The following is a 24,441-nucleotide window of genomic DNA, read 5'->3' as shown; positions in this document are numbered from 1 at the left end:
CGATGGGGACGGGGGACGGGGCCGGGGCCCGGGTGGCAGGGAAACCCGGGCCCCGCCGTGTTCCCCTCAGGCTCCCCAGCGCAGGCCGGGGGTGTCCACGGGCGCGTCCCACAGGGACAGCATGTCGCTGTCCGCCCGGCACACGGTGACCGAAACACCCGCCATGTCCAGGCTGGTGACGTAGTTCCCGACCAGACTGCGCGCGATCACGATGCCCCGCTCCGCGAACGCGGCGGCGACCTCGTGAAAGACCACGTACAACTCCAGCAGGGGTGTGGCGCCCAGGCCGTTGACCATGACGATCGTGCGGTCGCCCGCGGCGAGCGGCTGGTCGGCGAGGATCGCGTCCAGGGCGGTGGCCACGATCTCCTTGGCGGTACGGAGCTTGTCGCGGCGGCGGCCCGGCTCGCCGTGGATGCCGACGCCGATCTCGATCTCGTCCTCCGGCAGGTCGAAGCCGGGCTTGCCCGCCGCGGGTGTGGTGCAGGCGGTCAGGGCGACGGCGAAGGACCGGGAGGCGGCGTTGACGTCGCGGGCGGCCTTCACCACGGTCGCGAGGTCGGCGCCCTGTTCGGCGAGGGCCCCGGCGATCTTCTCGACGAAGACGGTGGCCCCGGTGCCGCGCCGGCCCGCGGTCCAGGTGGAGTCCTGGACGGCCACGTCGTCGTCGACCAGGACCGTCTCGACGCTGACGCCTTCCTCCACGGCGAGTTCGGCGGCCATCTCGAAGTTCAGTACGTCACCTGTGTAGTTCTTCACGATGAAGACCACACCGGCGCCGGTGTCGACGGCCTTCGCGGCGGCGAGCATCTGCCCGGGCACCGGCGAGGTGAACACCTCGCCCGCGCAGGCGGCATCGAGCATGCCGGGGCCGACGAAGCCGCCGTGCAGGGGCTCATGGCCGGAGCCGCCACCGGAGACAAGGGCGACCTTGCCCGGTCTGCCGCCGCCCGCGCCGCGGGAGATCACCTTGTTCGCGCGGTCGACGCTCAGTTCGGGGTGCGCGGCGGCGATCCCGGCGAGGGCGTCGTCGAGGACCGTCTCGGGGCTGTTGATGAGTTTCTTCATGACAGGACTCCTTCGCGGGGCGCCACCTGCGGGGACGGCTCCCCGGCCGAACCGGCGGGCAGGCGGCGGGCGTTGAGGGCGGCGTAGAGGACTCCGGCGGCGACCGCGCCCACGGCCTCGGCGGCCAGGTAGACCGGCAACTGGTTCCAGTGGACCGTGGAGCCGAAGAACTGGCCGATGACCATGGGCCCGAGGGTCCTGGCCATGTTGATGGAGGCGCCGGTGGCCGGGGCGACCGGGATGATGATGGCGAAGACGGCCAGGCCGATGGCCAGTCCGGCGAAACCGCCGGCCGCCCGCCGGTCGATGGCCCCGAAGACGACGAAGGCCAGGATGAAGGTGCCGACGGCCTCGGCGAAGAACGCGTGGCCGACACTGGTCTGCGGCCCGTACGAGGCGATGCCGAGGCCGACGTCCGCCGCTTTGTGGCCCAGGACGCCGATGATCGCGAGGGCTCCCACCAGCGCACCGGTCACCTGGGCGGCGATGTAGCCGGGGACGTCCCGCCAGGGCATCTTCCCGGTGGCGGCCAGGGCCAGGGTGATCGCCGGGTTGATCTGGCAGCCGGAGATGTGGCCGATCGCGTAGACCATGGCGACCACCACGGTGGCGAACGCGAGGGAGATCATGCCCAGTTCCGCCATGGTGAACGGGGCTGTGCCGCCGATTATCAGCGTGGCGGGGACCGATCCGACGCCGATGAACACCAGCATCGCGGTGCCCAGCAATTCGGCGAGAAGCTTCTGAGGGTACGTGTTCTCTTCCATGACGGCGCCCGGCCGAGCGGCGGCTCGGGCGCTCACCTCCTCCGCACTGAGGAATATTTCGCTTCCGCGAGTGACGTTCATCATTACTGAACGATGTTCGGAAGTTAAGCCCGCGTTTCACGGGTGTCAAGGGGTCCGGAGCGGAGAGTTGTCCGAGATGTGCGCATCGGCCCCACGGTGACGACCGTGGGGCCGATGGCGGAAAGGGGGCCCGGGGAGGCGGGCGGCGGGGTGGGTCGCCGGGCGGGTCGCGGGGCGGGCGGCCGGTCAGGCGGTGGCGCGGCGGGCGGTCCCGCGGGGCGCGCCCAGGTCGCGCGAGAGGCTGCGCGCGGTCTCCCGTACCGTCACGGCAAGCTCCTGACGTGCGGTTTCCGCGAGCAGGCGCTCGACGGGACCGACGATGCCGATGGCGCCGACCACCTCGCCCGAGCGGTCGAAGACGGGCGCGGCGATCCCCGCGTCACCGATCGCGGACTCCTGGTCCTCCAGTGCGTACCCCGTCGCGAGCACCTCGTCGAGCTGGCGTTCCAGCGCCGCCCGGTCGGTGATGCTGGCGCCGGTCAGGACCGCGGGTTCGGCCGCGAGCAGGCGCTCGCGCTCGGCGGCGGGGGCGAAGGCGACCACGGCCTTGCCCAGCGCGCAGGTGCTCCACGGGATGCTGGCGCCGACCTCGAGGATCTGCACCGCCCCCTCCGGGCGGAAGGCGTGGTGCACCACGAGCACGTGGTCGCCGTTGAGCACGGCCACCCACACCGCCTCGCCCGCCCGGGTGGCCAGCTGATCCGCCCAGGTCAGCGAGCGGGTGCGCAGTTCCTGGGTGTCCAGATAGGCGTTGCCGAGCAGTACGAGGTCGGGGCCGAGCTGGTACTTGGAGCTGTCCCGGTCCTGGACCACCAGGCCCTCGGTCTCCAGCGTGCGCAGCAGTGCGTGGACGGTCGGCTTGGCCACGCCGAGGCGGTCGGCCAGCTCGGTCACACCCAGCCGGGGGCCCGTCGACGCGAGCTCCCGGAGGATCTGGACCGCGCGCTGTACCGCCTGCACCATGAAGTAACCCCTGATTCACTATTGCTGAACAGCGTTCCGAGATCTACGGTAGGCGTTCATGAGAGCACCTGTCGGAATCGTACTCGTATCCCACAGCGCCGAACTCGTCGCCGGACTGCGCGGTCTGGTGGCGCAGATCGGCTCCGACGACGTCTCCCTCGCGACCGCGGGAGGGACCGACGACGGCCGCATCGGCACCAGCTACGACCTGGTCCTCGCCGCGATCCAGCAGGCCGACCGCGGTGGGGGTGTCGTCGTCCTCCCCGACCTCGGCAGCTCGGTCCTCACCGCGCTGACCGTGCTGGAGGACCACCCCCGTACCGATGTCGTGATCGTCGACGCGCCCTTCGTCGAGGGAGCCGTCGCCGCCGTGGTGACCGCCGCGTCCGGCGCCGACCTGGAGACCGTCGTCAAAGCCGCCGAGGAGGCCCGCAATGTCCCCAAGCTCTGAGTCCCCGAGTGCCGAGTCCACCGCGCCCGCGTCGCCGCACGACGACCCGGCGCTCGCGCGGCACGAGATCAGCGTGGTGCTGCCCGCGAACCTGCACGCCCGGCCCGCGGGCCGCCTCGCCCGCGCCGCCGCCGGCCTGGACTGCGCCGTACAACTCGAGTTCGGCGCCCGTACGGTCGACCCGACCGGCGTCCTCGCCGTGATGGCGCTGGGCGCCACGGCAGGGAGCACCGTGACGGTACGGGCGCAGGGCCCCGGCGCGGAAGCGGCCGCCGCGGCGCTGGCGGAGATCCTCGCCACCGCCGAATAGCCTGGCTCCCCGCCCACCCGCCGCCGTCACGAAAGAGCCGCCGACCATGATCACGGAACGTGAGCCGTCGCACGGGCCGACGAGCAGGATCGGGCTGGGCCTGGCCGCCGTCGGCCGCCCCGGCTACATCACCACCGGCCGCGCGGACGACCTGCCCCCGGAGGCCGGCCGCACCGTCGCCGCGCTGCGCCAACGCACGTACGAACTCCTGGACTTCGCGTACGCGCGCGGCGTCCGCTACGTCGACACCGCCCGCTCGTACGGCCGCGGGGAGGAGTTCCTCGGCGACTGGCTGCGCGGTGGCGGCGAGCTCCAGGACCTCACCGTCGCCAGCAAGTGGGGCTACACCTACACCGCCGACTGGCGCGTCCACGCCGAGGCGCACGAGGTCAAGGACCACGGCGCCGCGACCTACGACCGGCAGATCGCCGAGACCCGCGCGCTCCTGGGCGACCGGCTCGACGTCTACCAGGTCCACTCGGTCACCCCGGACAGCACCGCGCTGACCGATCCCGTCCTGCACCGCCGCCTCGCGGAACTCGCCGCCGGGGGCGTCAGGGTGGGGTTGACCACCAGCGGTCCGCGGCAGGCCGACGCGATCCGCGCCGCGCTGGAGGTGAGCGTGGACGGCGAACCCCTCTTCCGTACCGTGCAGTCCACCTGGAACCTGCTCGAGACCTCGGCGGAGCCCGCGCTGGCCGAGGCCCACGCGGCGGGCCGGACGGTCGTGGTCAAGGAGGCTCTCGCCAACGGCCGCCTCGCCCAGTCCCTGACCGGGCCCCGGCCCCATCCGGAGCTCGTCGCGATCGCCGCGGCCACCTACGCGTCCTGCGACGCCGTCGCCCTGGCCGCCGCGCTCCGCAGGCCCTGGGCCGACGTCGTGCTGTCCGGCGCGGTGACCACCGCCCAGCTCGCGGCCAACCTGCGCGCCACCGAGGTCCACCTGAGCACCGAGCACCTCACCCGGCTCGCCACCCTCGCCGAGACCCCGGACGACTACTGGACGCACAGGTCCCAGCTGCCCTGGTCGTAGCGCCTCGCCCGAGCCCCTGCCCCGCCGCCTGCCCCGCCGCCCGGACGATCAGGTGGCGGGGTTCACCCGTTCGTGTGCTGCGCATTAATTCGAACACGTGCTTGAATCTGGGGCATGGCGTACTCCTTCCCTCAGGACCTGCTGGAGGCTCAGCGGGACTGGTATGTCGTGTGCGGACTGTTGGCGGACAGGTCATGCTCCGCCGCGCAGAGCACGGTGCTGCGGCGGCGGTTGCAGCGGTTGTCGGTGCGGGTGTCGACGCATCCGCACTGGGCGACGTATGCGGGGCGGGCGCCGGAGGCGCGGATGGCGTTGCGGGAGGTGGTGCGGGCGGAGGAGAGGGGCGGGGTGTGAGCGCGGGCGGGCCCGCGGTGGTGGGCAGGGCGGGTGTGGACGAAGAAGGGGCGCGGCCATGGACGGGGCGGGGTCGGAGTTCCTGACGGCCAGGCAGGAGGCCATCGTGAAGGTGATGCGGGACTGGATGGACGACTACGGCTATCCGCCGACCGTGCGGGAGATAGCCGCCGCCGTCGGGCTCAGCAGTCCTTCGTCGGTGGTCCACCATCTACGGGCAATGGAGCGCAAAGGGGTGCTGAGCCACCGGCCGGGGCACAGCAGGACATACCAACTGCACCTCCTCTGACGACGGGGTACGGCACCAGATCAGGGCAACTCCCCCATCGCGGGGGGTTCCGCCGGGCTGACGCACAACCGGTAGGCGATCTTTGCGAAAGCATCACAACTACCTCGCAGCCTCTTCCGTCCGGGCTGTTAGTTTTTCGGCGCCTGATCGTGCACTTACGTGAACCGGCCGTCAGCGACCCTGACGGCACCGTCAGCACAGAGAGATTCCCATGGACTACTGCTACTCGTGCCGCAGGAACCTCAATGGGGCCCTGGTGTGCCCGGGGTGCGGTGCCTATGCCCCGGACATCGCTCCGCCTGCCTACCGCTTCGAGAGCCCGGCGGTCGCACAGCCCGCCACGATGAGTCCGGTCACCTCTGTGATGGCTCCCGCCCCGATGTCCGACCCGCTGGCGAGCGTTCCCGGGCCGTGGGGAAGCTACGGCGGCGAGCAGTTCCCTGAGGCGGGTCCGGCACACGCGGGTTCGGCGTACGCAGGCCCGGCGCACGCGGGTCCGGCGTATTCGGGCATGCACGCGGGGCCCCTGCACGACGGGGACAGCTCGGTCTTCGGTGGCCCGGAGCTGAGCGGCGTGGGGCTGGAGAGCGTGGAGAGCGACGGCGCGGCGATGGAGGAGGCCGAGGCGCCGGTCGCCGGGTCCTCCGACGACGCGTACGCGCTGCCCCCGATATCCCGGCGCGGGCGGGGACGGGCGGACCGCCGCAGGCAGCTGGAGCAGTGGAGGAAGAACAAGCGCCGTGCCGTGGCCGCCACGGCCGTGGCGATCGTCGGTGGCGCGCTGACCGCCGCCGCGCTGCCGGACAACTCCTCCAAGGGCCAGTCCACCACGGCCTCCTCGTCGGACGACGGGACCCCGGTGTCGTCGCTGACGAGCACCAGCACCGACTCGACCGGCGTGCAGCCGGAGGCCGACGCGTCGCAGCACATGGCCGCGCACTCGTCGAAGCCGGCCGCCGCGCAGCAGCACACCACGGTCACCGTCCACCCGGCGGCGACGTCGAGCCCGCGGCCGAACAACACCGCCACGTACCCGATGACACCGTCGGCCCCGGTGCGGCAGCACACCACGACGACCCGCTCCGCCGCGGGCACGCACACCCAGGTGCAGCACGCCACGGGCAGCGCCCAGGCCCAGACCCCCGCGCCGACCACGACGACGCAGGCCCCGGCGCCGAGCAGCACCACGGGCGCGAGCGCGCCCACCAGCACGGCCCAGACGCCGCCGTCGACCGCGAGCACCTCGCCGACGCAGGTGTGCCTGCTCTTCCTCTGCCTCAACTGACCGGCTTCGACAGACCGGCTTCGAAAGACCGGCCTCAACTGACCGGCAACTGATCGGCGGTAACTGACGGCAGCCTCCCTGCCGAGGTCCGCGTCGGCCAGCGCCCACACCCATGCCCCGGGTGTGGGCGCTGGCTGGTTTTGGCCGAAAATCTGCCGGAACGTTTATGCGTAGGCGGGACAAGGGCTGTGCCGCGGTCATGGGTCGGCCGAGGGGTGAAGAGAGGGCAAAACGGTCAGTTAACGGGTTTGTCGACAGATCGTCACGCTTGCGGGGGAAAACGACGAACCGGGTGCGTTCCGCGGGGATGGCCTGGGCAACTCTGGACTCGGCGACGCCGTACGAACGAAACGGCGGCGCGGTCGGCCAACCGCACTGCTCAGCACGACAGTTCAGCCCGATCCAGTTCAGCTCAGCTCGATTCCCCTGGAGGGAACACCATGGCAAGCATCCGTACCGTCCGTGTCCTGGCCGCCGTCGCCGCACTGCCGCTCGCGGCGGTGCTGTTCGCCGGAAGCGCCGCGGCTGACGACGGCGCTTTCGCGGGTGGCCACTCGAACGCGACGGTGGTGAGCAATTCCGGCGGCAATGTGAACGGGGCCAACTTCGGCAATGTGACGACGACCCAGCAGGCGGCGACGGGCGCGGGTGCGTCGAACCAGAACAACACGGCGAGCGTGGCCGGTTCCGGTTTCACCGCCATCGACCAGGACAACGTCAACATCCACTTCGCGCAGCTCTGGTGAGGTGAGGGCGGCGTGCGCGCCTGGGGGAGCGCGATGCCGTCCGGCCGGTGAGCCGAACGCGCGGCGGCACGTCATGTGCCGCCGCGCGATCGTGTCCCGCGGGAGGATGGGTGGGTGAACGGGCACGCGGGCGGGGAAGCGGACGGGGACGTGGACGGCGACGTGGACGGCGACGTGGCGCTGCTGGTGGTCGGGTCGGTCAACGCCGATCTCGTGGTGCGGGTGGCACGCCATCCGGCGCCCGGTGAGACCGTGCTGGGCACGGCGGGCCCCGAGACGCACCCGGGCGGGAAGGGCGCCAACCAGGCGGTCGCGGCGGGCCGGTTGGGCGCCCGGGTCGGCCTGTGCGGGCTGGTCGGGGCGGACGCCCACGGCGAGCGGCTGACCGCCGGGCTGCGGGCCGCGGGGGTGGACACCTCGGCCCTCGGGGTGGCTCCTGAGGCGCCGACCGGCCTCGCGCTGATCACCGTGGCGGCCGACGGCGAGAACACCATCGTGGTGGCCGCGGGCGCCAACGCGGCGCTGACGGAGGCCGAGGTCGAACGGGCGGTGCGCAAGGGCGTCCGCGTGGTGTCCGCGCAGTGCGAGGTGCCGATCGCGGCGGTACGGGCGGCGGCCCGCGCGGCGGAGCGGACCGGCGCCCGGCTGGTGCTCAACCCGTCACCGCCCGAGGCGCTCAGCGCCGACTCCCACCGGGCGGGCGAACTCCTCGCCGCCGCGGACCCGTTGGTGGTCAACCAGCACGAGATGCGGGTGCTGCTCGGCGGTGCGGGCGAGGGCGGCGAGGCCGAGCCGGAGGACCTGTTGCGGCTCGGTGTGCGGTCCGCCGTCGTCACCCTGGGCGGCGTCGGAGCGGTCGTGGTCGAGCGGACGGCGGAGGGGAGCCGTACGACACGGCTGGCGGCCGTACGCGTGCGGGTCGTGGACACCACCGGGGCCGGGGACGCCTTCACCGGGGCGCTGGCCTGGCGGTTGGCGGAGGGGGACGGGCTGGTCGCGGCGGCCCGCTGGGCGGTGCGGGCGGGCGCCGCGGCCGTACAGGAAAGCGGTGCGCAACTTTCGTCCACAGCCTGTGGAAAACTTTTGGCGACGGACCCGGGCATTGACAGAGCCCGCCCCTGAGGCCGAATCTGACGGTCAGTCAGAAATGGTGCACGGGAAGGGGGTCGGTCGGCGATGCCGGATGCCAGCGGCGAGCGGGACCCGCTCTACGAGGAACTGCGGGCCTACGAGGGCCGCACCATGGTCGAGCACGGCACCGGCAAGGACCCCGTCAACACCCCCATGATCCGGCACTGGTGCGAGGCGATGGGCCACCCCGTACCGCCGGACGGCAGCGCGCCCGCCACCATGCTGCAGGTGTGGATCATGGGCGGCCTGTCCGGCCACGCTCCGGGTGCGGGCCGCACCTCCACCTACGACGACCTCTTCGGCCTGCTCGACGCGGCCGGCTACCGCTCCATCGTCGCGACCGACTGCGAGCAGGAGTATCTGGCGCCGCTGCGTCCCGGCCAACTGATCAGCTACAACGGGGTCGTCGAGGCGGTCTCGCCGCGCAAGACGACCGCGCTCGGCACCGGCTACTTCCTCACCACCCGCACGGACATCCGTGCGGACGGCGTGCTCGCCGGCACCCACCGCTTCCGGGTCCTCAAGTACGCCCCGGCGGCCAAGCGCCCCTCGCCCGCGACGCCGCCACCCGCCGAGGCCCCCCGCCGCCCGCGCCCGGTCGTCAACCGGGACAACGCCGGTTACTGGCAGGCGATCGAGCGGGACCGCCGACTCCTCATCCAGCGCTGCACCGGCTGCGGCACCCTGCGCCTGCCCTGGCTCCCCGGCTGCAACGCCTGCGGCTCCCCCGAGTGGGACACGCTCCCGGCCGCGGGGCCCGGCACCGTCTTCTCGTACGTCGTGATGCACCACCCGCCGTTCCCCGCCTTCGACCCGCCCTACGCGGTCGCGTTGGTCGAACTGGCCGAAGGCGTAAGGCTGCTGGGCAATGTGGTCGGCGTCCCGTGCGACAAGGTGCGGGTCGGCGCGCCCGTCGTGCTGGACTTCCAGGTGGTGGACGGCGACCTGACCGTGCCGGTCTTCCGCGCCGCCGGGACGGAGGCGGCCGGATGACCGCCGTCGGCGACACGCTGCCGCCGCGCAGCGTCCCGGTGACCCGCACGCTGGTGGTCTCCGGCGCGCTGGCCACCCGCGACTTCCAGGACGTCCACCACGACCAGGAACTCGCCCACGCCAAGGGCTCGCCCGACATCTTCATGAACATCCTCACCACCAACGGCCTGGTGGGCGGCTATGTGTCGGCCCACTTCGGCCCGCACGCGGTGATCACGGCCGTCCGTATCCGGCTGGGAGCGCCCAACTACCCCGGCGACACCATGGAGTTGACGGGTACGGTCACGGCGCTCGCGGGCCGGACCGCGACCGTCGCGGTCACCGGCGCCAACGCGCTCGGAAACCATGTCACCGGCACCGTCACGGTGGAACTCCCGGCGGAGTCCGCCCCGGAACTCCCCGAGGGGGCAGCCCGATGAGCGTGCGCAGCCGTGACGTGCTCGGCGGCCGGGCGGCCGTCGCGGGGATCGGGGCGACCGAGTTCTCCAAGGACTCCGGGCGCAGCGAGTTGAAGCTGGCCGTCGAGGCGGTGCGGGCGGCGCTGGACGACGCGGGGCTGACGCCGGCGGACGTGGACGGGATGGTGACGTTCACGATGGACACCAGCCCGGAGATCACGGTGGCGCAGGCGGCGGGCATCGGCGAGCTGTCGTTCTTCTCCCGCGTCCACTACGGGGGCGGCGCGGCCTGCGCGACCGTGCAGCAGGCGGCGATGGCGGTCGCGACCGGGATCGCGGAGGTGGTGGTCTGCTACCGGGCCTTCAACGAGCGCTCGGGGCGCAGGTTCGGCTCCGGGGTGGTGCGGCGCGAGCCGTCGGCCGAGGGCGCGGCGCTGGGCGTGAACCTGCCGTCGGGGCTGCTCACCCCGGCGTCCTGGGTGGCGATGGCCGCCCAGCGCTATCTGTCGGTTTATGGGAAGGATGCGACGGTTTTCGGCCATGTCGCGGTCGCCGACCGCCGCCACGCGGCGAACAACCCGGCCGCGTACTTCCACGGCCGCCCGATCACCCTGGCCGACCACGCCGCCTCGCGCTGGATCGTGGAGCCGCTGCGGCTGCTCGACTGCTGCCAGGAGACCGACGGCGGCCAGGCGGTCGTGGTGACCTCGGTGGAGCGGGCACGCGACCTGCGGCGCCGCCCTGCGGTGATCACCGCGGCCGCGCAGGGGGCGGGGCGGGCGCAGGAGCAGATGACCAGCTACTACCGCGGCGCGGACGACCTGGCCGGGCTGCCCGAGATGGCGGTGGTGGCACGGCAGTTGTGGCGGACCAGCGGGCTCCGGCCGGACGCGGTCGACACGGCGGTGCTCTACGACCACTTCACGCCGTTCGTGCTGATGCAGCTGGAGGAGTTCGGCTTCTGCGGCCGCGGCGAGGCGGCCGACTTCGCCGCCGACGGCGGCCTCGAACTGGGCGGCCGCCTCCCGGTGAACACCCACGGCGGCCAACTCGGGGAGGCATATGTGCATGGCATGAACGGCATCGCGGAGGCGGTCCGCCAGGTGCGCGGCACCAGCGTCAACCAGGTGCCGTCCGCCGCCCACGTCCTCGTCACCGCCGGAACCGGCGTCCCCACCTCCGGCCTGATCCTGTCCGCCGACGGCTGATCCGCAACGTCGGAGACGGTGCCCGCGCACGGCTGATCCGTACGGTCGATCAGCGGCGTGTCTCCGTCGCCCCGGGCTGCCGCCCGCGTTAACTCACGAAATGCGCCAAAGAAATAGGTTTATCCGTTATGCCGTTATCGCTGTCTTGACGCTCACCGGCCTGCTGCTCCCCGAGGCGTCCGCCGCCGCCGCGTACACCGAGGGCCACCGGCACGGCCACGGCCACGGCCACGGCCACCGGCACAGCCACGGCCACCGGCACGGTCACGGCTACGGCCATGGCCGCGGCCGCGACGGGGTTCCCCGGATCTTCCAGGGCAAGGGCTTTGACGCCTGCCAGGCACCCTCCCTGGCCGCCATGCGCGCCTGGCGGGCGAGCTCCCCGTATCGCGCGGTCGGCATCTACTTCGGCGGCCGGGCGCGCGCCTGCTCCTCGCAGACCAATCTGAACAAGGACTGGGTCCAGCAGAACAGCGCCGCGGGCTGGAACATGCTGCCCATCTACGTCGGATCGCAGAGCCCCTGCGTGAACGGGTCGAACAAGAACCCCTACCGCATCGACACCAGCCGCCCCGCGGCGCAGGGCACCTCCGAGGGCAGCGACGCCGTGCAGACCGCGGCCGCCGTCGGCCTCACCGCGGGCAGCGCGCTCTACCTCGACATGGAGGCGTACGACTACACGAACGCGAGCTGCGCCGCCGCGACCCTGAGCTATGTGCGGGGCTGGGACCGCCAGGTGCGGGCGCTGGGCTATGTGCCCGCCTTCTACAGCAGCGCCGATTCCGGGGTCACGCACATGGAACAGGCCCGCAGGGCCGGTACGCCCGATCTGCCGGAGGCCGTCTGGTACGCGCGCTGGGGCGTGGCCGCGAACCTCACCGACGAGCCGTCGCTGGCCTCGTCCGCGTGGACCCCGCACGCGCGGATCCACCAGTACACGGGCAGCGTCACCGAGTCGTACGGCGGCTACCGCCTGACCATCGACCGCGACCTGCTCGACGCACCCGTGGGCCAGGTCTGAACCCCGGCGCCATCGGGTGGATCCCTTGGGGGTCCCCTACCCCCGGATCCCCCCTCGGGGGGTGGGGACAGCCCCCGTCCTACGACCTGAGAGTGATCCCGTTTCGGCACCTCCGGCCGATCCGCACGGGGTACCTCGGCTCCTAGCGTGGAGCCATGACCACGCCTGTGTGCACCAGCGCCGATTCGACGCAGTTCACGGCCTACGTACGCACCAAGGGCCCGACGCTGCTGAGGACCGCGCGTTCCCTGACCCCCAACCCCTCCGACGCAGAGGATCTGCTGCAGACCGCGCTGACCAAGACGTACCTGGCGTGGGACCGGATAGAGGACCACCGTGCCGTGGACGGCTACGTCCGCCGCACCCTGGTCAACACGCGCACGTCCCAGTGGCGCAAGCGCAAGGTGGACGAGTTCACCACCGACGAGGTGCCGGAGCCCGCCGGCACCTCGGGACCCGACCTGGTGGAGCAGCAGGCGCAGCGTGACGCCCTGCTGCGGGCCGTCGGCAGGCTGCCTCCGCGGCAGCGCGCCATGGTCGTCCTCAGGTATTACGAGGACATGAGCGAGGTGCAGACCGCCGAGGCGCTGGGCGTCTCCGTCGGCACCGTCAAGAGCGCGGTCTCGCGCGCCCTCGGCAAGCTCCGTGACGATCCGGAACTGGAGCTGTGCGTGGCGTGACGCATCCGTGACCCCGCTCTCGCCCGCGAATCGGGCGCGGGGTAGTGACATACCGCTTGGTATGCCAGCAGAATCGCGGACACCACTGTCCCGCGAAGCTGCCGGAGGCCACCGTGCTGAGCACGATGCAGGATGTACCGCTGACCGTCACGCGGATCCTTGTCCATGGCGCACAGATCCATGGAAACTCCCAGGTCACCACGTGGACGGGGGAGTCGGAGCCGCAGCGGCGCTCCTTCCGCGAGATCGGCGCCCGCGCGGTACGGCTGGCGAACGGCCTGCGGGACGGCCTGGGGGTGAACCAGGGCGACCGGGTGGCCACCCTCATGTGGAACAACGCCGAACACCTCGAGGCGTACCTGGCGATCCCCTCCATGGGCTCGGTCCTGCACACCCTGAACCTGCGCCTCCCCGCCGACCAGCTCGTCTGGATCGTCAACCACGCCGCCGACCGCGTGATCCTGGTCAACGGCTCGCTGATCCCGCTGCTCGCCCCGCTGCTCCCGCGCCTCGAAGTGGTCGAGCACCTGGTGGTCGTCGGCCCCGGCGACCGCTCGCCGCTGGAGGGCTGCCACGCGACCGTGCACGACTACGAGGAGCTGCTCGACGGGCGGCCCAGCACCTACGACTGGCCCGAGCTGGACGAGCGGACGGCCGCGGCCATGTGCTACACCTCCGGGACGACGGGCGACCCCAAGGGCGTCGTCTACTCGCACCGCTCGGTGTACCTGCACTCGCTGCAGGTCAACTCCGCCGAGTCGATGGGCCTCACCAGCCACGACACCTCGCTGCCCGTGGTGCCGATGTTCCACGTCAACGCGTGGGGGCTGCCGCACGCGGCCTTCATGTCGGGCATCAACATGCTGATGCCGGACCGCTTCCTCCAGCCCGGCCCGCTCGCCGAGATGATCGAGAGCGAGCGTCCGACGCACGCCGCCGCCGTCCCCACCATCTGGCAGGGCCTGCTCGCCGAGCTGACCGCCAAGCCGCGGGACGTCTCCTGCATGAAGTCGGTCACCATCGGCGGTTCCGCGTGCCCGCCCGCGCTGATGAAGGCGTTCGACGAGCAGCTGAACGTCCGCCTGTGCCAGGCGTGGGGCATGACGGAGACCTCGCCGCTGGGCACCGTCGCGCACCCGCCGGCCGGGGCGACCGGCGAGGAGGAGTGGGCGTACCGGATCACTCAGGGGCGCTTCCCCGCGTCCGTCGAGGCCCGGCTGATCGGCCCCGACGGCTCGGTGATGCCGTGGGACGGCGAGTCCACCGGCGAGCTGGAGGTGCGCGGGCCGTGGATCACCGGCGCGTACTACGGCGGTGTCGGCGAGGAACCGCTGCGGCCCGAGGACAAGTTCAGCCCCGACGGGTGGCTGCGCACCGGTGACGTCGGCGTGATCTCCGACAACGGCTTCCTGACCCTCACCGACCGGGCCAAGGACGTCATCAAGTCCGGCGGCGAGTGGATCTCCTCCGTCGAGCTGGAGAACCACCTCATGGGCCACCCCGACGTCGCCGAGGCCGCCGTCGTCGCCGTCCCCGACGAGCGCTGGGGCGAGCGCCCGCTGGCCACCGTCGTCCTCCGCGAGGGCGCCGACACCTCCTACGAGACCCTGCGCGACTTCCTCGCCACCCGCATCGCCCGCTGGCAGATCCCCGAGCGCTGGGCGATCATCCCCGCCGTCCCCAAGACGAGCGTCGGCAAGTTCGACAAGAAGGTGCTTCGCAAGAACTACGCGGACGGCGACCTGGACGTGACGCGGCTGGGTTAGTCCCCGGGCGGCGGAGGAAGGGCCCGGCAGAGGGCTTCCAGGGCGGCGGTGAAGGTGTGGTCGGGGGCGGCCGCGTAGCCGACCACCAGGCCGTCCTGGGGGGTGGCGGGGGCCGGGGCGGCCGGGTGGAGGAAGTCGGAGAGCGGGTCCAGGGCCAGGGACTGGAAGGCGGCGGCCCGGGTGGCGGAGCGTTCGGTGCCCGGGGGCAGCCGCAGTACGGCGTGGAGCCCGGCCGCGATGCCGGTGGCGGCGACGTGCGGGGCGTGTAGGGCGAGCGCCGCGGTGAGCTGGTCGCGGCGGCGCCGGTAGCGCTGTCGCATCCCGCGCAGGTGCCGGTCGTACGCGCCGGACTCGATGAACTCCGCCAGGGTGAGCTGTTCGAGCGCGCTGGCGGTCGGCTCGCGCTCGCCCTTGGCCGCCACCACCGCGCCCACCAGGTGCGCGGGCAGTGCCATCCAGCCCAGCCGCAGCGCGGGCGTCAGGCTCTTGCTGGCCGAGCCGAGATAGGCCACCCGCTCGGGATCGAGCCCCTGCACCGCGCCGATCGGCTGCCGGTCGTACCGGAACTCCCCGTCGTAGTCGTCCTCCAGGACCAGCCCGCCCACCGACCGCGCCCAGCTCACCACGGCCGCCCGCCGCTCGGGCGACAGCGGCACGCCGGTCGGGAACTGGTGGGCGGGGGTGAGCAGTACGGTACGAGCCCGGGTCGCCGCCAGACCCGAGGTGTCGGCCCCGCGCGCGTCGACGGACAGCGGGAGGGTGCGCAGCCCCGCCCGGTCGAGCAGCGCGCGGTGGAACGGCAGCCCGTACGACTCCACCGCCAGTGGTGCGCGGCGCACCGCGTGCAGGGTGCTCAGCAGCCGCAGCCCGCCCGCGAAACCCGAGCAGACGACGATGCGTTCGGGCGAGGTGCGCACCCCGCGGGCCCTGGCCAGATACCCGGCCAGCGCCCGGCGCAGCTCGATCCGGCCCTGCGGATCGCCGGGCCCGAAGGCGTCGTTGGGCGCGGCGGTGAGCGCGCGGCGGGCGGCGGCCACCCAGGCGGCGCGCGGGAACGAGCCGGTGTGCGGCTGCCCCTGCCGCAGGTCGTACGCGGGCGGCGGCGCGGCGGGCGTGGCCGCGGGGGCGGGCGGCGGCGCCGACGGCGTCCGGTCGGCGACCCGCGTCCCGGAGCCCTGGCGGGCCGTCAGCCATCCTTCGGCGACCAGCTCGGCGTAGGCGTCGGCGACCGTGTTCCGCGCCATCCCGAGGTCCGCCGCCAGCGAGCGGTACGGCGGCAGCCGGGTGCCGGGCGCCAGCCGCCCGCCCCGCACCGCCTCCCGCAGCGCCCCGGTGAGCGCGGCCCGCCGACCGCCCTGCCCCGACACCTCAAGATGCAGGTCACGACCCAGACCCTCAGCGGAATTGACCCATGAATCCGTCACGAAATTGCACTCTACGCCAGGTCGCCCGGCCTCATAGAGTTACTGCCATGACGACGAACACGACGCACACGACGCACCCCGCCCACGACGCGACCGCCGAGCAGCACGCGACCGTCCACCGCCTCGACCTCGCCTCGGCCGCCCCCAAGGTCTTCAAGGCGCTCATCGGGTTCGACGTCGCCAGCCGCGCCGGACTCGACCCGATCCTGGTGGAACTCGTCCAGACCCGCGCCTCGCAGATCAACGGCTGCGCGTACTGCCTCTTCATGCACACCAAGGACGCCCGTAAGCGCGGCGAGAGCGAGGAGCGGCTCTACCTGCTCGCCACCTGGCGCGAGGCCGCGCACTTCTACACCGCGAAGGAGCAGGCCGCCCTCGCGCTCACCGAGGCCGTCACGCTCATCTCGCACGACGGCGTCCCGGACGACGTCTACGCCCGCGCCGCCGAGCACTTCGACGACGCCGAACTCGCCCAGCTCCTCGGCCTGATCCTCACCATCAACACCTGGAACCGGATCGCGCTGACCAGCCGCAAGGTGCCGGGCACCGACCAGCGGCAGTGACCTTGCGGCAGGTGCCCGATACGCCTCAGGTGCCGATCTTGCCGAGCAGGTCGACGATCCGGGACTGCACGTCCGTGCTCGTCGACCGCTCGGCGAGGAAGAGCACCGTCTCGCCGGAGGCCAGCCGGGGCAGCTCGCCCGGGTCGATGTCGGCGGAGGTGTAGACGACCAGCGGCGTGTTGTTCAGCCGGGCGTGGCCGCGCAGCCAGTCCACGATGCCCTGCCGGCGGCGCCGGATCAGCATCAGGTCCATCACCACCAGGTTCGGGTGGATCTGCGCCGCCTTGGTCATCGCGTCCGACTCCGAGTCGGCGTGCGTGACCTGCATCCCGCGCCGCTCCAGCGTCGCCGCGAAAGCCTGCGCGATCGGCTCGTGCCCCTCCACCAGCAGCACCCGCGGCGGATGCTGCTCACTGTCCCGCGGCGCCAGCGCCTTGAGCAGTACGGCCGGGTCCGCGCCGTACGCGGCCTCGCGGGTGGCCTGGCCGAGGCCCGCGGTCACCAGGACGGGCACGTCGGCGGCGGCCGCCGCCTGCCGCAGCGACTGCAGCGCGGTCCGGGTGATCGGCCCGGTCAGCGGGTCCACGAAGAGCGCGGCGGGCGGCTCGGCGACCTGCGCGTCGACCTCCTCGCGCGAGCGCACTATCACCGGTCGGTAGCCGCGGTCGGTCAGCGCCTGACGGGTCGACACATCGGGCTCCGGCCAGACCAGCAGGCGGCGCGGCTCGTCGAGCGGCTCCTCCATGTGGTCGTCGGCGGCCTCCCGGGGGTCGTGCGGCCCGGCCACATCGGTGACGTCGACCGCGCCGTTCGGACCGTCCAGCGGCTCGGGGCCCTCGTCGGCGCCCTCGGCGGGCGCCCCTATGGCGTACGCGCGGCCGCCCTCGTGGACCGGGCCCGCCGGACCGGACGGCACGGGCCGCAGCAGCGCGGTCTCGCGGTCGTCGGTCTGCGGCTGGCCCTGGCCCTGGCTTTGGCCCTGCGGGGCGTCGGGACGGCGTACGGGCAACTGCCCGCTGTCCGGGTCCGCCTGCGGGTGCTGGCGGGCCTGCGTCTCCCCGCCGGGGCCGTGCTCCTGCGCCTGGCCCGGGATCTGGCCCGGCATCTGGTTGCCCTGGCCCTGCCCCTGGCCCTGCGGCGGGTTGAGCCTGCGGCGGCGGCCGGAACCGCTGGCCGTGACCTGTGCGGGCAGGCCCTGCGGGGTCTGCGCCTGCACGGCCTGCGTCTGGGTCTGCGGGTCGCCCGCCTGCTGGGCGAACGGCACGCCCTGGCCGAGGGTGCGCACGCTTATGGCACGGCTGTGGCCGCCCTGCGGCTGCGTCTCCCCGCCCGGCCCCTGCGGGGCGGGCCAGGAAGGCTGCGACGGGGCGGACGGCAGGGCGGGGAGGTTCCCGCCGCCGTGCGAGGGGGCGTGGGCGTGGGGGCCCTGGGGCTGGCCCGGAGTGCCCTGGCCGCCGTGGCCGTTGCCCTGGTCCGGCCGGCCGCCCTGGGGGCTCGACGGCCAGGACTGCGCCGGGGAGAGCCCGGCCGGGCCCGGCTCGTTGCCCCGCGCGTCGTCACCCGGGCGCCTGCCCTGCGGCGGTACGGGCGCGCCCGCGGCCTGCGGGGAGCCCGCGTCCGGCCACTGGGGCGCGACGGGCGCGCCGCCCTGCGGGGGTACGGCGCCGCCTTCCGGATTCGGCGGTTCGATGGCGCGGCGGGCGCGCCGTCCGGTGCCGCCTTCCGGTGCCTGGCCCTGGGCGGGCGCGTGCCCCTGGGCGGGCGCCTGACCCTGACCCGGGTGGCCGCCCTGACCGGGAGCCGGGGCCTGCCGCTGGTCCACGGCCGGTCCCGGCGACTGCCCCGGTGCCTGCGGCTGGTTGCGGCGCGGGTCCTGGAGCGGGTTGCGGCCGGACGCCTGCCCGGCCCGCTCGCCCTGCTCCGACGGTCCGGCCGGGGGAAGGGCGTGCGGGATCGGCGCGGCGGGGAGTTCGGCGCGCTCCTGCGCGGGCCCGCCGTCGCCGTGGTCGGCCTCCTGGTCGTCCGCGGCCCGCGCCCGGCGCGCCCGGCGACCGGTCGGCTGCGGTCCGCCGTCCTGCGCCGTACCGCCGTGGCCCTGCGCGGCCGCTTCGCCGCCCTCGCGCTGCCCGGCGCCGTCCGTACCCTCGCCCGGCCTGCGCAGCGCGCGGCGGCGCCCGGTGGGGGCCACGTCCTGGTCGGCGGCGGCCGGGATCGTCCAAGGGGTGACCGCGGCAGCGCCGTTGCCGTCACCGGCCTGGTTCCCGCGACGCCCCTGTGCGGCGCCGCCCGGGCCCGTGGCCGTACCGGAAGCGGCGCCTGCCGTGCCGGTCGTGCCGCGCATCGGCTGGGTCGGCACCGGCATCACGGTCGTGTCGGACTCGCGGGGCCGGTCGTCCCCGGCGGAACCGGCACTGGAGTGGGCGCCCGCGCCGTTCGACGCCCCGGAGGACGCGTGCGCCGAGCCGCCGTCCCCGGAGGAGTCACCCTTCGCGCCGCCGCCCGCCGCGCGCCTGCCCGTACCGCCGCCCGAGCCCGCGGCCACTCCGACCGGCACTTCGAGGACGTACGCGCTGCCCTGCCCCGGCACCTCGTGCGTCTGGAGGACGCCGCCGTGGCGCTCCACGATGCCCCGGGCCAGCGGCAGATGGACCGGGTCGCCGCCCGCGTGCGGACCGCGGACGTCGATCCGTATGACGTCGCCGCGCTGCGCCGCCGCGACCACGATCGTCGAGTCGCCGGTGTACGCGATGGCGTTTCCGGCCGAGTCGACGCCCGCGACGTCGCTTATGAGGTGGGCGAGGGCCTGCGCCATGCGCTCGGCGTCCAGCGACGCCTCGATGGGCGGCGCGTGCACCGCGTACTGCGCCCGTCCGGGGCCGATCAGCTCGACCGCGCCCTCGACGGCGGCGGACACCACCTTGTCGAGCCCGATCGGCTCGCGCCGCAGCTTGTCCTCGCCGCGGTCGAGCCGCTGGAACGCCAGGACGTTGTCGATGAGGGTGGTGATCCGGGCGTACCCGGCGGCGAGGTGGTGCAGTATCTGGTTGGCCTCGGGCCACAGCTGCCCGGCCGGGTCCGCCGCCAGCCCGGTCAGCTCACCGCGCAGTTCGGCCAGCGGCCCGCGCAGCGAGATGTCCAGCAGCGCCCGGAGCTGGCCGGTGCGCGCGGCGAGCGCGTCGTACGCCGTGCGGTCGGTGAACGTCATCACCGCGCCGACGAGCTGGTCACCGTCCCGTACCGGCGCCGTCGTCAGGTCGACCGGCACCGCGCGGCCGTCCTTGCGCCACAGCACCTGGCCGCGTACCCGGTGCTTGCGCCCCGACCGCAGCGTGTCGGCGAGCGGCGTCTCCTCGTACGGCAGCGGCGTGCCGTCCGCCCGCGAGTGGTGCACCAGCGGGTGCAGCTCCTTGCCGCCCAGGTCGGTCGCCCGGTGGCCGAGGATCTGCGCGGCCGACGGGTTGACCAGCACCACCTTGCCCTCGGTGTCCACGCCCACCACGCCCTCGGCGGCGGCCCGCAGGATCATCTCCGTCTGGCGCTGCTGGCGGGCGAGTTCGGCCTCGGTGTCGAGGGTGCCGGTCAGATCGCGGACCACCAGCATCAGCAGCTCGTCGCCGGTGTAGTGCGACGGCTGCGGCTCCCCGAAGTCCGCGTACGGCGTCCGCGGGTCCTCCAGGTTCGCGCTGGTCACCTCGACCGGGAACTCCGTCCCGTCGGTGCGCCGCGCCACCATCCGGGTCGGCTTCGTCCGGGTGTCCTCCGCCGCCTCGCGCGGGCTGCGCATCGACCCGGGGATCCGCTTCGAGTCGAAGGACGGCAGCAGGTCGAGCAGGCCCCGCCCCACCAGCGCCGTGCCCGGCGACTCGAACGTCTCGATCGCGATCGCGTTGGCGTTGACGACCGTGCCGTTGACATCGACCAGCAGCAGCGCGTCCGGCAGGGCATCGAGTATTGAGGCGAGGCGAGCAGCGCCTCTGGATGGCCTGCTGCTCACGAGACGCGTCCTCCCTGTTACCGCACGTACCGCACGTACCGCATTGTCCGCCGGGGTTGCCCCGCGCGCTCCATGCGTCGTCTTTCGTCGGCGCGGTCGGCTGTCACGGGCGGCCCATCTTGCCGCCACCCCCGGGACATGTCACTAGAGCGAGTGTACGTGTCGGCGCTCCCGCTGCGGCGCCGGATGCCCATGTGCCGCCTGGGCGCTGCCGGTTCAGCGGTCCCCGCGGCGCCCGCCGCGGGGGGTGTGGCGTGCGTCACGGGAGGTGGGACGGGGTGTCGTGGTGGCCTCCGGCCGGGGTGTTGGATCTTCCGTTCGGACGCGACTTCGCCTGGGTGGCGGGGCTGGGGGCGCCCGGGCGTGGGCGTCGGCTTCGGCTTCGGTCAGGCGGCGGGGCCGGGCGTCGCGGCGTCGGGGGCGTGCGGGGCCGAGGCGGTGGTCGGGGCGGCGGCCGGGCTGGGCAGTACGGGCACCATCCGTCCCCAGCGGGCGACCTCGCAGCCGTCCGTCCGCCGGTACTCCTCCCGTACCCGCTCCCCGTCCCACACCCCGGTGACGTGGGCGGTCTGTGGGCCCCCGTAGATCATCGGGCACATCTGCCCGGCCGCCACGGGCCCGACCGGCCCGCCGAGCTCCGCCAGCCGGCCGCACGCCGCCCCCGCGTCGACCTCGCCGGTCCGGGCTGGCGGCTCCTGCGGCGTCGCCTGCGCCCGCATCCCCCCGGGCCCGCACCGCAGCGTGTACGTCCGCGCCCGGCCGTCCCCGCTGTCGTACGTGACGGTCAGCCGGTTCATCCCCGCCGGCGGCATGACGTCCGGCCCGGGCCCCGTCCCCGGCCACGGCAACCCGATCGCTCCGGCGGGCGCGGCGGCGAGGACGAGGAGGCTGGCGGCGGCGCCGAGGGCCGCGGGCAGGGCACGGGACGCGCCCGGTCCATCGAGTGCTCGGGAGGTACCGGGGCGGCCGCTGAGGTCGCGGCGGGAGGACCGGCAGAGCCAGGGAATTCGCATGCGCCCCTCCTACTCCGCCGCGCCCCGCCACCCCCGCAATCCACCCCATCGTGGGCGCGCCCCACCGCTACCCCTTTGCCCTGCCCGCCAGCGGCCTTGTACCGTAGTCTGCGATTGGTCCCAGCCACACGGCTGTGCCATCATCTGCACACGCGCCCGCTCACCCGGGCACCAGGAGGCGTCGCCTAGTCCGGTCTATGGCGCCGCACTGCTAATGCGGTTTGGGCTTTACCGTCCATCGAGGGTTCAAATCCCTCCGCCTCCGCCACCCACCCCGGAGCCCCGCCCGTCCCCGACGGCGGGGCTCCGCGCGTTCTCCCCTCACCCTCCCCCCGCTCTCCCCCGACACCCCCTCCAACCCCGTTTCCGCAGGTCACCCCACCCCCCAGCAATGGATTTCACCTCCCGCCACCGGTCATGTAATGTTGTTCCCGCAACGCCGACCGGCCCAAAACCCCGCGAAGCGCCAGCACTCGTAGCTCAACGGATAGAGCATCTGACTACGGATCAGAAGGTTGCAGGTTCGAATCCTGCCGAGTGCACACAGCTCAAAGGCCCCCAGGGATTCTTCCCCGGGGGCCTTTCCCGTGCCGTACAGCAGCGAAGCACAGCAACAGCCTTGATCCCCTCGGACGCCCGACCTCGAAAACAGTCGCCCCGCCCCCGTGGCCCGCACATGATGCCGGGGTGACCTTCATCAACGTTCGAGGCGGACCGGAAGACGGCCCCTACAAGTGCCCGTGCTGCTCGTACATCACGCTCACCCAGCGCAGCTATCACGAGATCTGCCCCGTTTGCTACTGGGAGGACGACGGCCAGGACGACCACGACGCGGACGAGGTGCGGGGCGGACCCAACCGCGGGTTGAGCCTGACCGAGGCCCGCCGCAACTTCGCGCGGTTGGGCGCCAGCGACGAGCGGCGTATGGAGTTTGTCCGCGATCCTCTCCCGGAGGAGTACCCACCGCTGTGACATCCCCCTCGACGCACGGCCGAGGCCCCCGGAGATAGCCCGGGGACCTCGTCCGTAACTCGTACGGCAACCGCCTCGATCAGCCCGAGCCCGCGCTGCGGCCGATGCGACGGCGAGTCTGGGCCGTGATTCTGCAGGCGGAACCCTGCTCGTGGAGGAGCGAGGCGCAGATCTGTAAGAGCGGACCTTGCGGACGTCGGCCCGAACGCACAGAGCGTCGAAGGATCGGATCAGATTGCGCGGCTCGCTGTCCACGGAGCGCCGTCACGCACTCGTCCGCACGGCTTGTCGGTTCGGACGAGCCGACGCGAATGCAGCCTGACCCCCGGGGTGCGAGACGCCGCAAATGCGCTCTACGGTAGGGACGCCACGCCGGTTAGGCTCCCCACATGGCTGACTTCGTGCAGGTGTCCACCGCCACTGAGACCCGGGAACAGGCAGTCGAGTTGGCGAAGTCCCTGGTGCAGGAGCGCTTGGCTGCCGGAGCGCAGACCGTCGGGCCCGTGACTTCCGTGTTCTGGCACCTGGGGGAGTTCGGAACCGGCGAAGAATGGCGCCTGCTGCCGACCACCCGCACTGACCGGTACCCGGACCTCTTGAAAAACACCTCTTGAAGCACCACCCGTGGGACAACCCCGAGGTATCGGCTGTACCCATTGTGGCTGGATCGGAGGCGTCCCTTCGTTGGGTAACCGCGAACACCGAGCCCGAGACAGCTCCGTAGGCGTCAGCCCGCTGCCTTCTCCAGCACGGCTGCTACGGCGCCGATCTCGCGGTGCTTTCCCAGCTGTTTCAGGAAGGGCGTGAGGCGACGCCGGGGACGGTCGACGACCCGGACCAGGTTGCGCGACAGATCAAATATCGACCTCGGCGCCGCAGAGCGGCTGTGGATCGAGTGGCCGAACGGCTCGACAAGGGCGACCAGGGTAAGGGAACGACGTGAACAGGTGCACGACCGCGAAGGGCATCCCGTGTCGCAATCCGCTGATGCCCTGGTACGGCGCGGGCCCGCATCCGGGAGTCTGCGCACGCCATGCCACGGCCGAGCAGAAAGCGGCAGCCCTAGCTGTGCTGGACGTACCGCTCGACGTTGCTGCCACCGACCCGGCAGCGCCCTTCCCGGAGGTGTCCATCACCCCGCGGCGCGTCGTCTGTGATTCCCCGGTCGGTTGGGTGGCCAGGATCCGCGGGACGAACGAGAAGTACGTGTATGCACGTACCTTCCTCCGCCGCGCTGGCAAGCCATACGGATGGCCGCTTCTCGGCGCCGGCCTCTACGAGTGCAGGGATATCGGCCCTCACGGGAAGTTCTCTTGCTTCTTCTTCGTCAAGGGGGTGTTTCGCCGGAAGGTAGAGCTGGTGACCCCGGAAGAGGCCGCAAGGTTGGCCGGACGGATGGGACCCCAGCCCTCAGAGTGAATCGTGACCGGGCGCATCGGCGACCGGCAGGCGTGTGGCAGTCACCCACGAATGTGACTGCCGAGGAGTGGGCTACTTGCCGAACGGCGTCTCCCACCCGGCCGCTTTGCCGGGACGCGGCCGTCGGTCGAGCAGCAGAACGTGCACCACGGCCGTGATGATGAATGCCCACACGACGGCAGCGAACCACGTTCCGACGTCGGGCTGTGCGATGGCGCATCCCATCACGGTGGCGCTCGGCACGGTGTACGCGAGGGCGACCTTCCACGTCACGACCTGGCGGCGCCAGGCGACGAGGAAGGGTAGGCAAGCGAGAACGGACAGTGTGACGACAGGCACGGCCGCCCAGGCATAGCGTCACCAAGGTCGCGAGAACATCGGCCGCCGCCCCCCGGCCTCTCTTCCAGCCTGCTGCCCGCTGTACCCCCAGCGTGGCACCCCCATCTGATCAGCCGGTTGCCTCATCGACTGTGGCGATCCCCAACCTGCACCGGGTTCCTGGTACGACATGA

The 24,441-nt window shown here is 72.9% G+C and carries 24 protein-coding genes, 2 tRNA genes and 1 pseudogene; 20 read left to right on the top strand and 7 right to left on the bottom strand.

Going from position 1 to position 24,441, the window contains the following annotated elements; all coding sequences use genetic code 11:
- Nucleotides 1–66: 66 nt before the first annotated feature.
- The 3 genes from dhaK to AB0M29_RS02540 all read right to left on the bottom strand — a co-directional run bounded on the left by dhaK (nucleotide 67) and on the right by AB0M29_RS02540 (nucleotide 2,879).
- Nucleotides 67–1,068 (bottom strand): dihydroxyacetone kinase subunit DhaK, encoded by a 1,002-nt coding sequence (dhaK, locus tag AB0M29_RS02550; protein ID WP_365377810.1) that lies wholly within the window; start codon nucleotides 1,066–1,068, stop codon nucleotides 67–69.
- Complete coding sequence (locus AB0M29_RS02545; RefSeq protein ID WP_365377807.1) at nucleotides 1,065–1,835, bottom strand: aquaporin; 771 nt, start codon at nucleotides 1,833–1,835, stop codon at nucleotides 1,065–1,067. The genes dhaK and AB0M29_RS02545 overlap by 4 nt, the downstream gene beginning before the upstream one ends.
- 267 nt (nucleotides 1,836–2,102) lie before the next feature.
- Entirely contained in the window at nucleotides 2,103–2,879 is a 777-nt protein-coding gene (locus tag AB0M29_RS02540) for an IclR family transcriptional regulator (protein ID WP_365377804.1), read from the bottom strand.
- Nucleotides 2,880–2,937: 58 nt separating this feature from the next.
- Between AB0M29_RS02540 and dhaM the strand changes: the two genes are divergently transcribed.
- The 14 genes from dhaM (at nucleotide 2,938) to AB0M29_RS02470 (ending at nucleotide 14,544) form a co-directional block, all read left to right on the top strand.
- Nucleotides 2,938–3,330, top strand: a complete 393-nt coding sequence (dhaM, locus tag AB0M29_RS02535) for a dihydroxyacetone kinase phosphoryl donor subunit DhaM (RefSeq protein ID WP_365377801.1) — start codon at nucleotides 2,938–2,940, stop codon at nucleotides 3,328–3,330.
- A complete protein-coding gene (locus AB0M29_RS02530; protein WP_365377798.1) occupies nucleotides 3,314–3,640 on the top strand; it encodes an HPr family phosphocarrier protein in 327 nt (108 codons plus the stop codon). Before dhaM ends, AB0M29_RS02530 begins: the two co-directional genes overlap by 17 nt.
- Nucleotides 3,641–3,686: 46 nt before the next feature.
- Nucleotides 3,687–4,673: an aldo/keto reductase gene (locus AB0M29_RS02525; RefSeq protein WP_365377796.1), complete on the top strand. Its 987-nt coding sequence runs from the start codon at nucleotides 3,687–3,689 to the stop codon at nucleotides 4,671–4,673.
- Between the two features lie 114 nt (nucleotides 4,674–4,787).
- Entirely contained in the window at nucleotides 4,788–5,027 is a 240-nt protein-coding gene (locus AB0M29_RS02520) for a hypothetical protein (protein WP_365377794.1), read from the top strand.
- Nucleotides 5,028–5,085: 58 nt separating this feature from the next.
- On the top strand, nucleotides 5,086–5,316 hold the full coding sequence (locus AB0M29_RS02515; RefSeq protein ID WP_365377792.1) for a hypothetical protein: 231 nt from the start codon (nucleotides 5,086–5,088) through the stop codon (nucleotides 5,314–5,316).
- Between the two features lie 511 nt (nucleotides 5,317–5,827).
- Nucleotides 5,828–6,601 (top strand): hypothetical protein, encoded by a 774-nt coding sequence (locus tag AB0M29_RS02510; RefSeq protein WP_365377789.1) that lies wholly within the window; start codon nucleotides 5,828–5,830, stop codon nucleotides 6,599–6,601.
- 440 nt (nucleotides 6,602–7,041) lie between these two features.
- On the top strand, nucleotides 7,042–7,347 hold the full coding sequence (locus AB0M29_RS02505) for a hypothetical protein (RefSeq protein WP_365377787.1): 306 nt from the start codon (nucleotides 7,042–7,044) through the stop codon (nucleotides 7,345–7,347).
- A 180-nt stretch (nucleotides 7,348–7,527) separates the two neighbouring features.
- Nucleotides 7,528–8,469 (top strand): ribokinase, encoded by a 942-nt coding sequence (locus AB0M29_RS02500; RefSeq protein WP_365378555.1) that lies wholly within the window; start codon nucleotides 7,528–7,530, stop codon nucleotides 8,467–8,469.
- A gap of 54 nt (nucleotides 8,470–8,523) precedes the next feature.
- Complete coding sequence (locus AB0M29_RS02495; protein WP_365377785.1) at nucleotides 8,524–9,471, top strand: OB-fold domain-containing protein; 948 nt, start codon at nucleotides 8,524–8,526, stop codon at nucleotides 9,469–9,471.
- Nucleotides 9,468–9,890: a MaoC/PaaZ C-terminal domain-containing protein gene (locus AB0M29_RS02490; RefSeq protein WP_365377782.1), complete on the top strand. Its 423-nt coding sequence runs from the start codon at nucleotides 9,468–9,470 to the stop codon at nucleotides 9,888–9,890. Before AB0M29_RS02495 ends, AB0M29_RS02490 begins: the two co-directional genes overlap by 4 nt.
- On the top strand, nucleotides 9,887–11,077 hold the full coding sequence (locus AB0M29_RS02485) for a lipid-transfer protein (protein WP_365377779.1): 1,191 nt from the start codon (nucleotides 9,887–9,889) through the stop codon (nucleotides 11,075–11,077). Before AB0M29_RS02490 ends, AB0M29_RS02485 begins: the two co-directional genes overlap by 4 nt.
- A gap of 145 nt (nucleotides 11,078–11,222) precedes the next feature.
- On the top strand, nucleotides 11,223–12,098 hold the full coding sequence (locus tag AB0M29_RS02480) for a DUF1906 domain-containing protein (RefSeq protein WP_365377776.1): 876 nt from the start codon (nucleotides 11,223–11,225) through the stop codon (nucleotides 12,096–12,098).
- 155 nt (nucleotides 12,099–12,253) lie between these two features.
- Nucleotides 12,254–12,778, top strand: coding sequence for a SigE family RNA polymerase sigma factor (locus AB0M29_RS02475; RefSeq protein WP_365377773.1), 525 nt, complete (start codon nucleotides 12,254–12,256; stop codon nucleotides 12,776–12,778).
- A gap of 113 nt (nucleotides 12,779–12,891) precedes the next feature.
- On the top strand, nucleotides 12,892–14,544 hold the full coding sequence (locus AB0M29_RS02470; RefSeq protein ID WP_365377770.1) for a long-chain fatty acid--CoA ligase: 1,653 nt from the start codon (nucleotides 12,892–12,894) through the stop codon (nucleotides 14,542–14,544).
- Here AB0M29_RS02470 and AB0M29_RS02465 read toward each other — a convergent pair.
- On the bottom strand, nucleotides 14,541–15,968 hold the full coding sequence (locus AB0M29_RS02465) for a PLP-dependent aminotransferase family protein (protein WP_365377767.1): 1,428 nt from the start codon (nucleotides 15,966–15,968) through the stop codon (nucleotides 14,541–14,543). The genes AB0M29_RS02470 and AB0M29_RS02465 overlap by 4 nt on opposite strands.
- Nucleotides 15,969–16,015: 47 nt before the next feature.
- Between AB0M29_RS02465 and AB0M29_RS02460 the strand changes: the two genes are divergently transcribed.
- The gene (locus tag AB0M29_RS02460; protein WP_365377764.1) at nucleotides 16,016–16,531 is read left to right on the top strand and encodes a carboxymuconolactone decarboxylase family protein; all 516 of its coding nucleotides are present in this window, start codon (nucleotides 16,016–16,018) and stop codon (nucleotides 16,529–16,531) included.
- A gap of 25 nt (nucleotides 16,532–16,556) precedes the next feature.
- Here AB0M29_RS02460 and AB0M29_RS02455 read toward each other — a convergent pair whose 3' ends face one another.
- Nucleotides 16,557–20,525: a PAS domain-containing protein gene (locus AB0M29_RS02455; RefSeq protein WP_365377761.1), complete on the bottom strand. Its 3,969-nt coding sequence runs from the start codon at nucleotides 20,523–20,525 to the stop codon at nucleotides 16,557–16,559.
- Between the two features lie 386 nt (nucleotides 20,526–20,911).
- The gene (locus tag AB0M29_RS02450; RefSeq protein ID WP_365377758.1) at nucleotides 20,912–21,538 is read right to left on the bottom strand and encodes a hypothetical protein; all 627 of its coding nucleotides are present in this window, start codon (nucleotides 21,536–21,538) and stop codon (nucleotides 20,912–20,914) included.
- Nucleotides 21,539–21,712: 174 nt separating this feature from the next.
- On the opposite strand from AB0M29_RS02450, the gene AB0M29_RS02445 reads away from it, so the two are divergent.
- The 5 genes and pseudogenes from AB0M29_RS02445 (at nucleotide 21,713) to AB0M29_RS02425 (ending at nucleotide 23,929) form a co-directional block, all read left to right on the top strand.
- Nucleotides 21,713–21,806: transfer RNA gene (locus tag AB0M29_RS02445), tRNA-Ser, on the top strand.
- Between the two features lie 201 nt (nucleotides 21,807–22,007).
- Nucleotides 22,008–22,080 (top strand) — tRNA-Arg (locus tag AB0M29_RS02440).
- 145 nt (nucleotides 22,081–22,225) lie between these two features.
- A complete protein-coding gene (locus AB0M29_RS02435) occupies nucleotides 22,226–22,510 on the top strand; it encodes a CPCC family cysteine-rich protein (protein WP_365377754.1) in 285 nt (94 codons plus the stop codon).
- A 389-nt stretch (nucleotides 22,511–22,899) separates the two neighbouring features.
- A pseudogene (gene cutA, locus AB0M29_RS02430) lies at nucleotides 22,900–23,234 on the top strand (divalent-cation tolerance protein CutA).
- A gap of 263 nt (nucleotides 23,235–23,497) precedes the next feature.
- On the top strand, nucleotides 23,498–23,929 hold the full coding sequence (locus AB0M29_RS02425) for a hypothetical protein (RefSeq protein ID WP_365377752.1): 432 nt from the start codon (nucleotides 23,498–23,500) through the stop codon (nucleotides 23,927–23,929).
- Between the two features lie 72 nt (nucleotides 23,930–24,001).
- Here AB0M29_RS02425 and AB0M29_RS02420 read toward each other — a convergent pair whose 3' ends face one another.
- Nucleotides 24,002–24,268 (bottom strand): hypothetical protein, encoded by a 267-nt coding sequence (locus AB0M29_RS02420; protein ID WP_365377749.1) that lies wholly within the window; start codon nucleotides 24,266–24,268, stop codon nucleotides 24,002–24,004.
- Nucleotides 24,269–24,441 lie beyond the last annotated feature (173 nt).

Source organism: Streptomyces sp. NPDC051976, assembly GCF_040680795.1.
Taxonomy (GTDB): domain Bacteria; phylum Actinomycetota; class Actinomycetes; order Streptomycetales; family Streptomycetaceae; genus Actinacidiphila.
The sequence above is the reverse complement of the archived record's forward strand: the minus strand, read 5'-3'. Positions and strand labels throughout refer to the sequence as shown.

Excerpts from the sequence above, each read along its gene's own strand:
- dhaK (WP_365377810.1), bottom strand. The coding sequence starts at position 1,068 with ATGAAGAAACTCATCAACAGCCCCGAGACGGTCCTCGACGACGCCCTC.
- AB0M29_RS02545 (WP_365377807.1), bottom strand. The coding sequence starts at position 1,835 with ATGGAAGAGAACACGTACCCTCAGAAGCTTCTCGCCGAATTGCTGGGC.
- AB0M29_RS02540 (WP_365377804.1), bottom strand. The coding sequence starts at position 2,879 with ATGGTGCAGGCGGTACAGCGCGCGGTCCAGATCCTCCGGGAGCTCGCG.
- dhaM (WP_365377801.1), top strand. The coding sequence starts at position 2,938 with ATGAGAGCACCTGTCGGAATCGTACTCGTATCCCACAGCGCCGAACTC.
- AB0M29_RS02530 (WP_365377798.1), top strand. The coding sequence starts at position 3,314 with ATGTCCCCAAGCTCTGAGTCCCCGAGTGCCGAGTCCACCGCGCCCGCG.
- AB0M29_RS02525 (WP_365377796.1), top strand. The coding sequence starts at position 3,687 with ATGATCACGGAACGTGAGCCGTCGCACGGGCCGACGAGCAGGATCGGG.
- AB0M29_RS02520 (WP_365377794.1), top strand. The coding sequence starts at position 4,788 with ATGGCGTACTCCTTCCCTCAGGACCTGCTGGAGGCTCAGCGGGACTGG.
- AB0M29_RS02515 (WP_365377792.1), top strand. The coding sequence starts at position 5,086 with ATGGACGGGGCGGGGTCGGAGTTCCTGACGGCCAGGCAGGAGGCCATC.
- AB0M29_RS02510 (WP_365377789.1), top strand. The coding sequence starts at position 5,828 with ATGCACGCGGGGCCCCTGCACGACGGGGACAGCTCGGTCTTCGGTGGC.
- AB0M29_RS02505 (WP_365377787.1), top strand. The coding sequence starts at position 7,042 with ATGGCAAGCATCCGTACCGTCCGTGTCCTGGCCGCCGTCGCCGCACTG.
- AB0M29_RS02495 (WP_365377785.1), top strand. The coding sequence starts at position 8,524 with ATGCCGGATGCCAGCGGCGAGCGGGACCCGCTCTACGAGGAACTGCGG.
- AB0M29_RS02490 (WP_365377782.1), top strand. The coding sequence starts at position 9,468 with ATGACCGCCGTCGGCGACACGCTGCCGCCGCGCAGCGTCCCGGTGACC.
- AB0M29_RS02485 (WP_365377779.1), top strand. The coding sequence starts at position 9,887 with ATGAGCGTGCGCAGCCGTGACGTGCTCGGCGGCCGGGCGGCCGTCGCG.
- AB0M29_RS02475 (WP_365377773.1), top strand. The coding sequence starts at position 12,254 with ATGACCACGCCTGTGTGCACCAGCGCCGATTCGACGCAGTTCACGGCC.
- AB0M29_RS02460 (WP_365377764.1), top strand. The coding sequence starts at position 16,016 with ATGACGACGAACACGACGCACACGACGCACCCCGCCCACGACGCGACC.
- AB0M29_RS02450 (WP_365377758.1), bottom strand. The coding sequence starts at position 21,538 with ATGCGAATTCCCTGGCTCTGCCGGTCCTCCCGCCGCGACCTCAGCGGC.
- AB0M29_RS02425 (WP_365377752.1), top strand. The coding sequence starts at position 23,498 with ATGCCCTGGTACGGCGCGGGCCCGCATCCGGGAGTCTGCGCACGCCAT.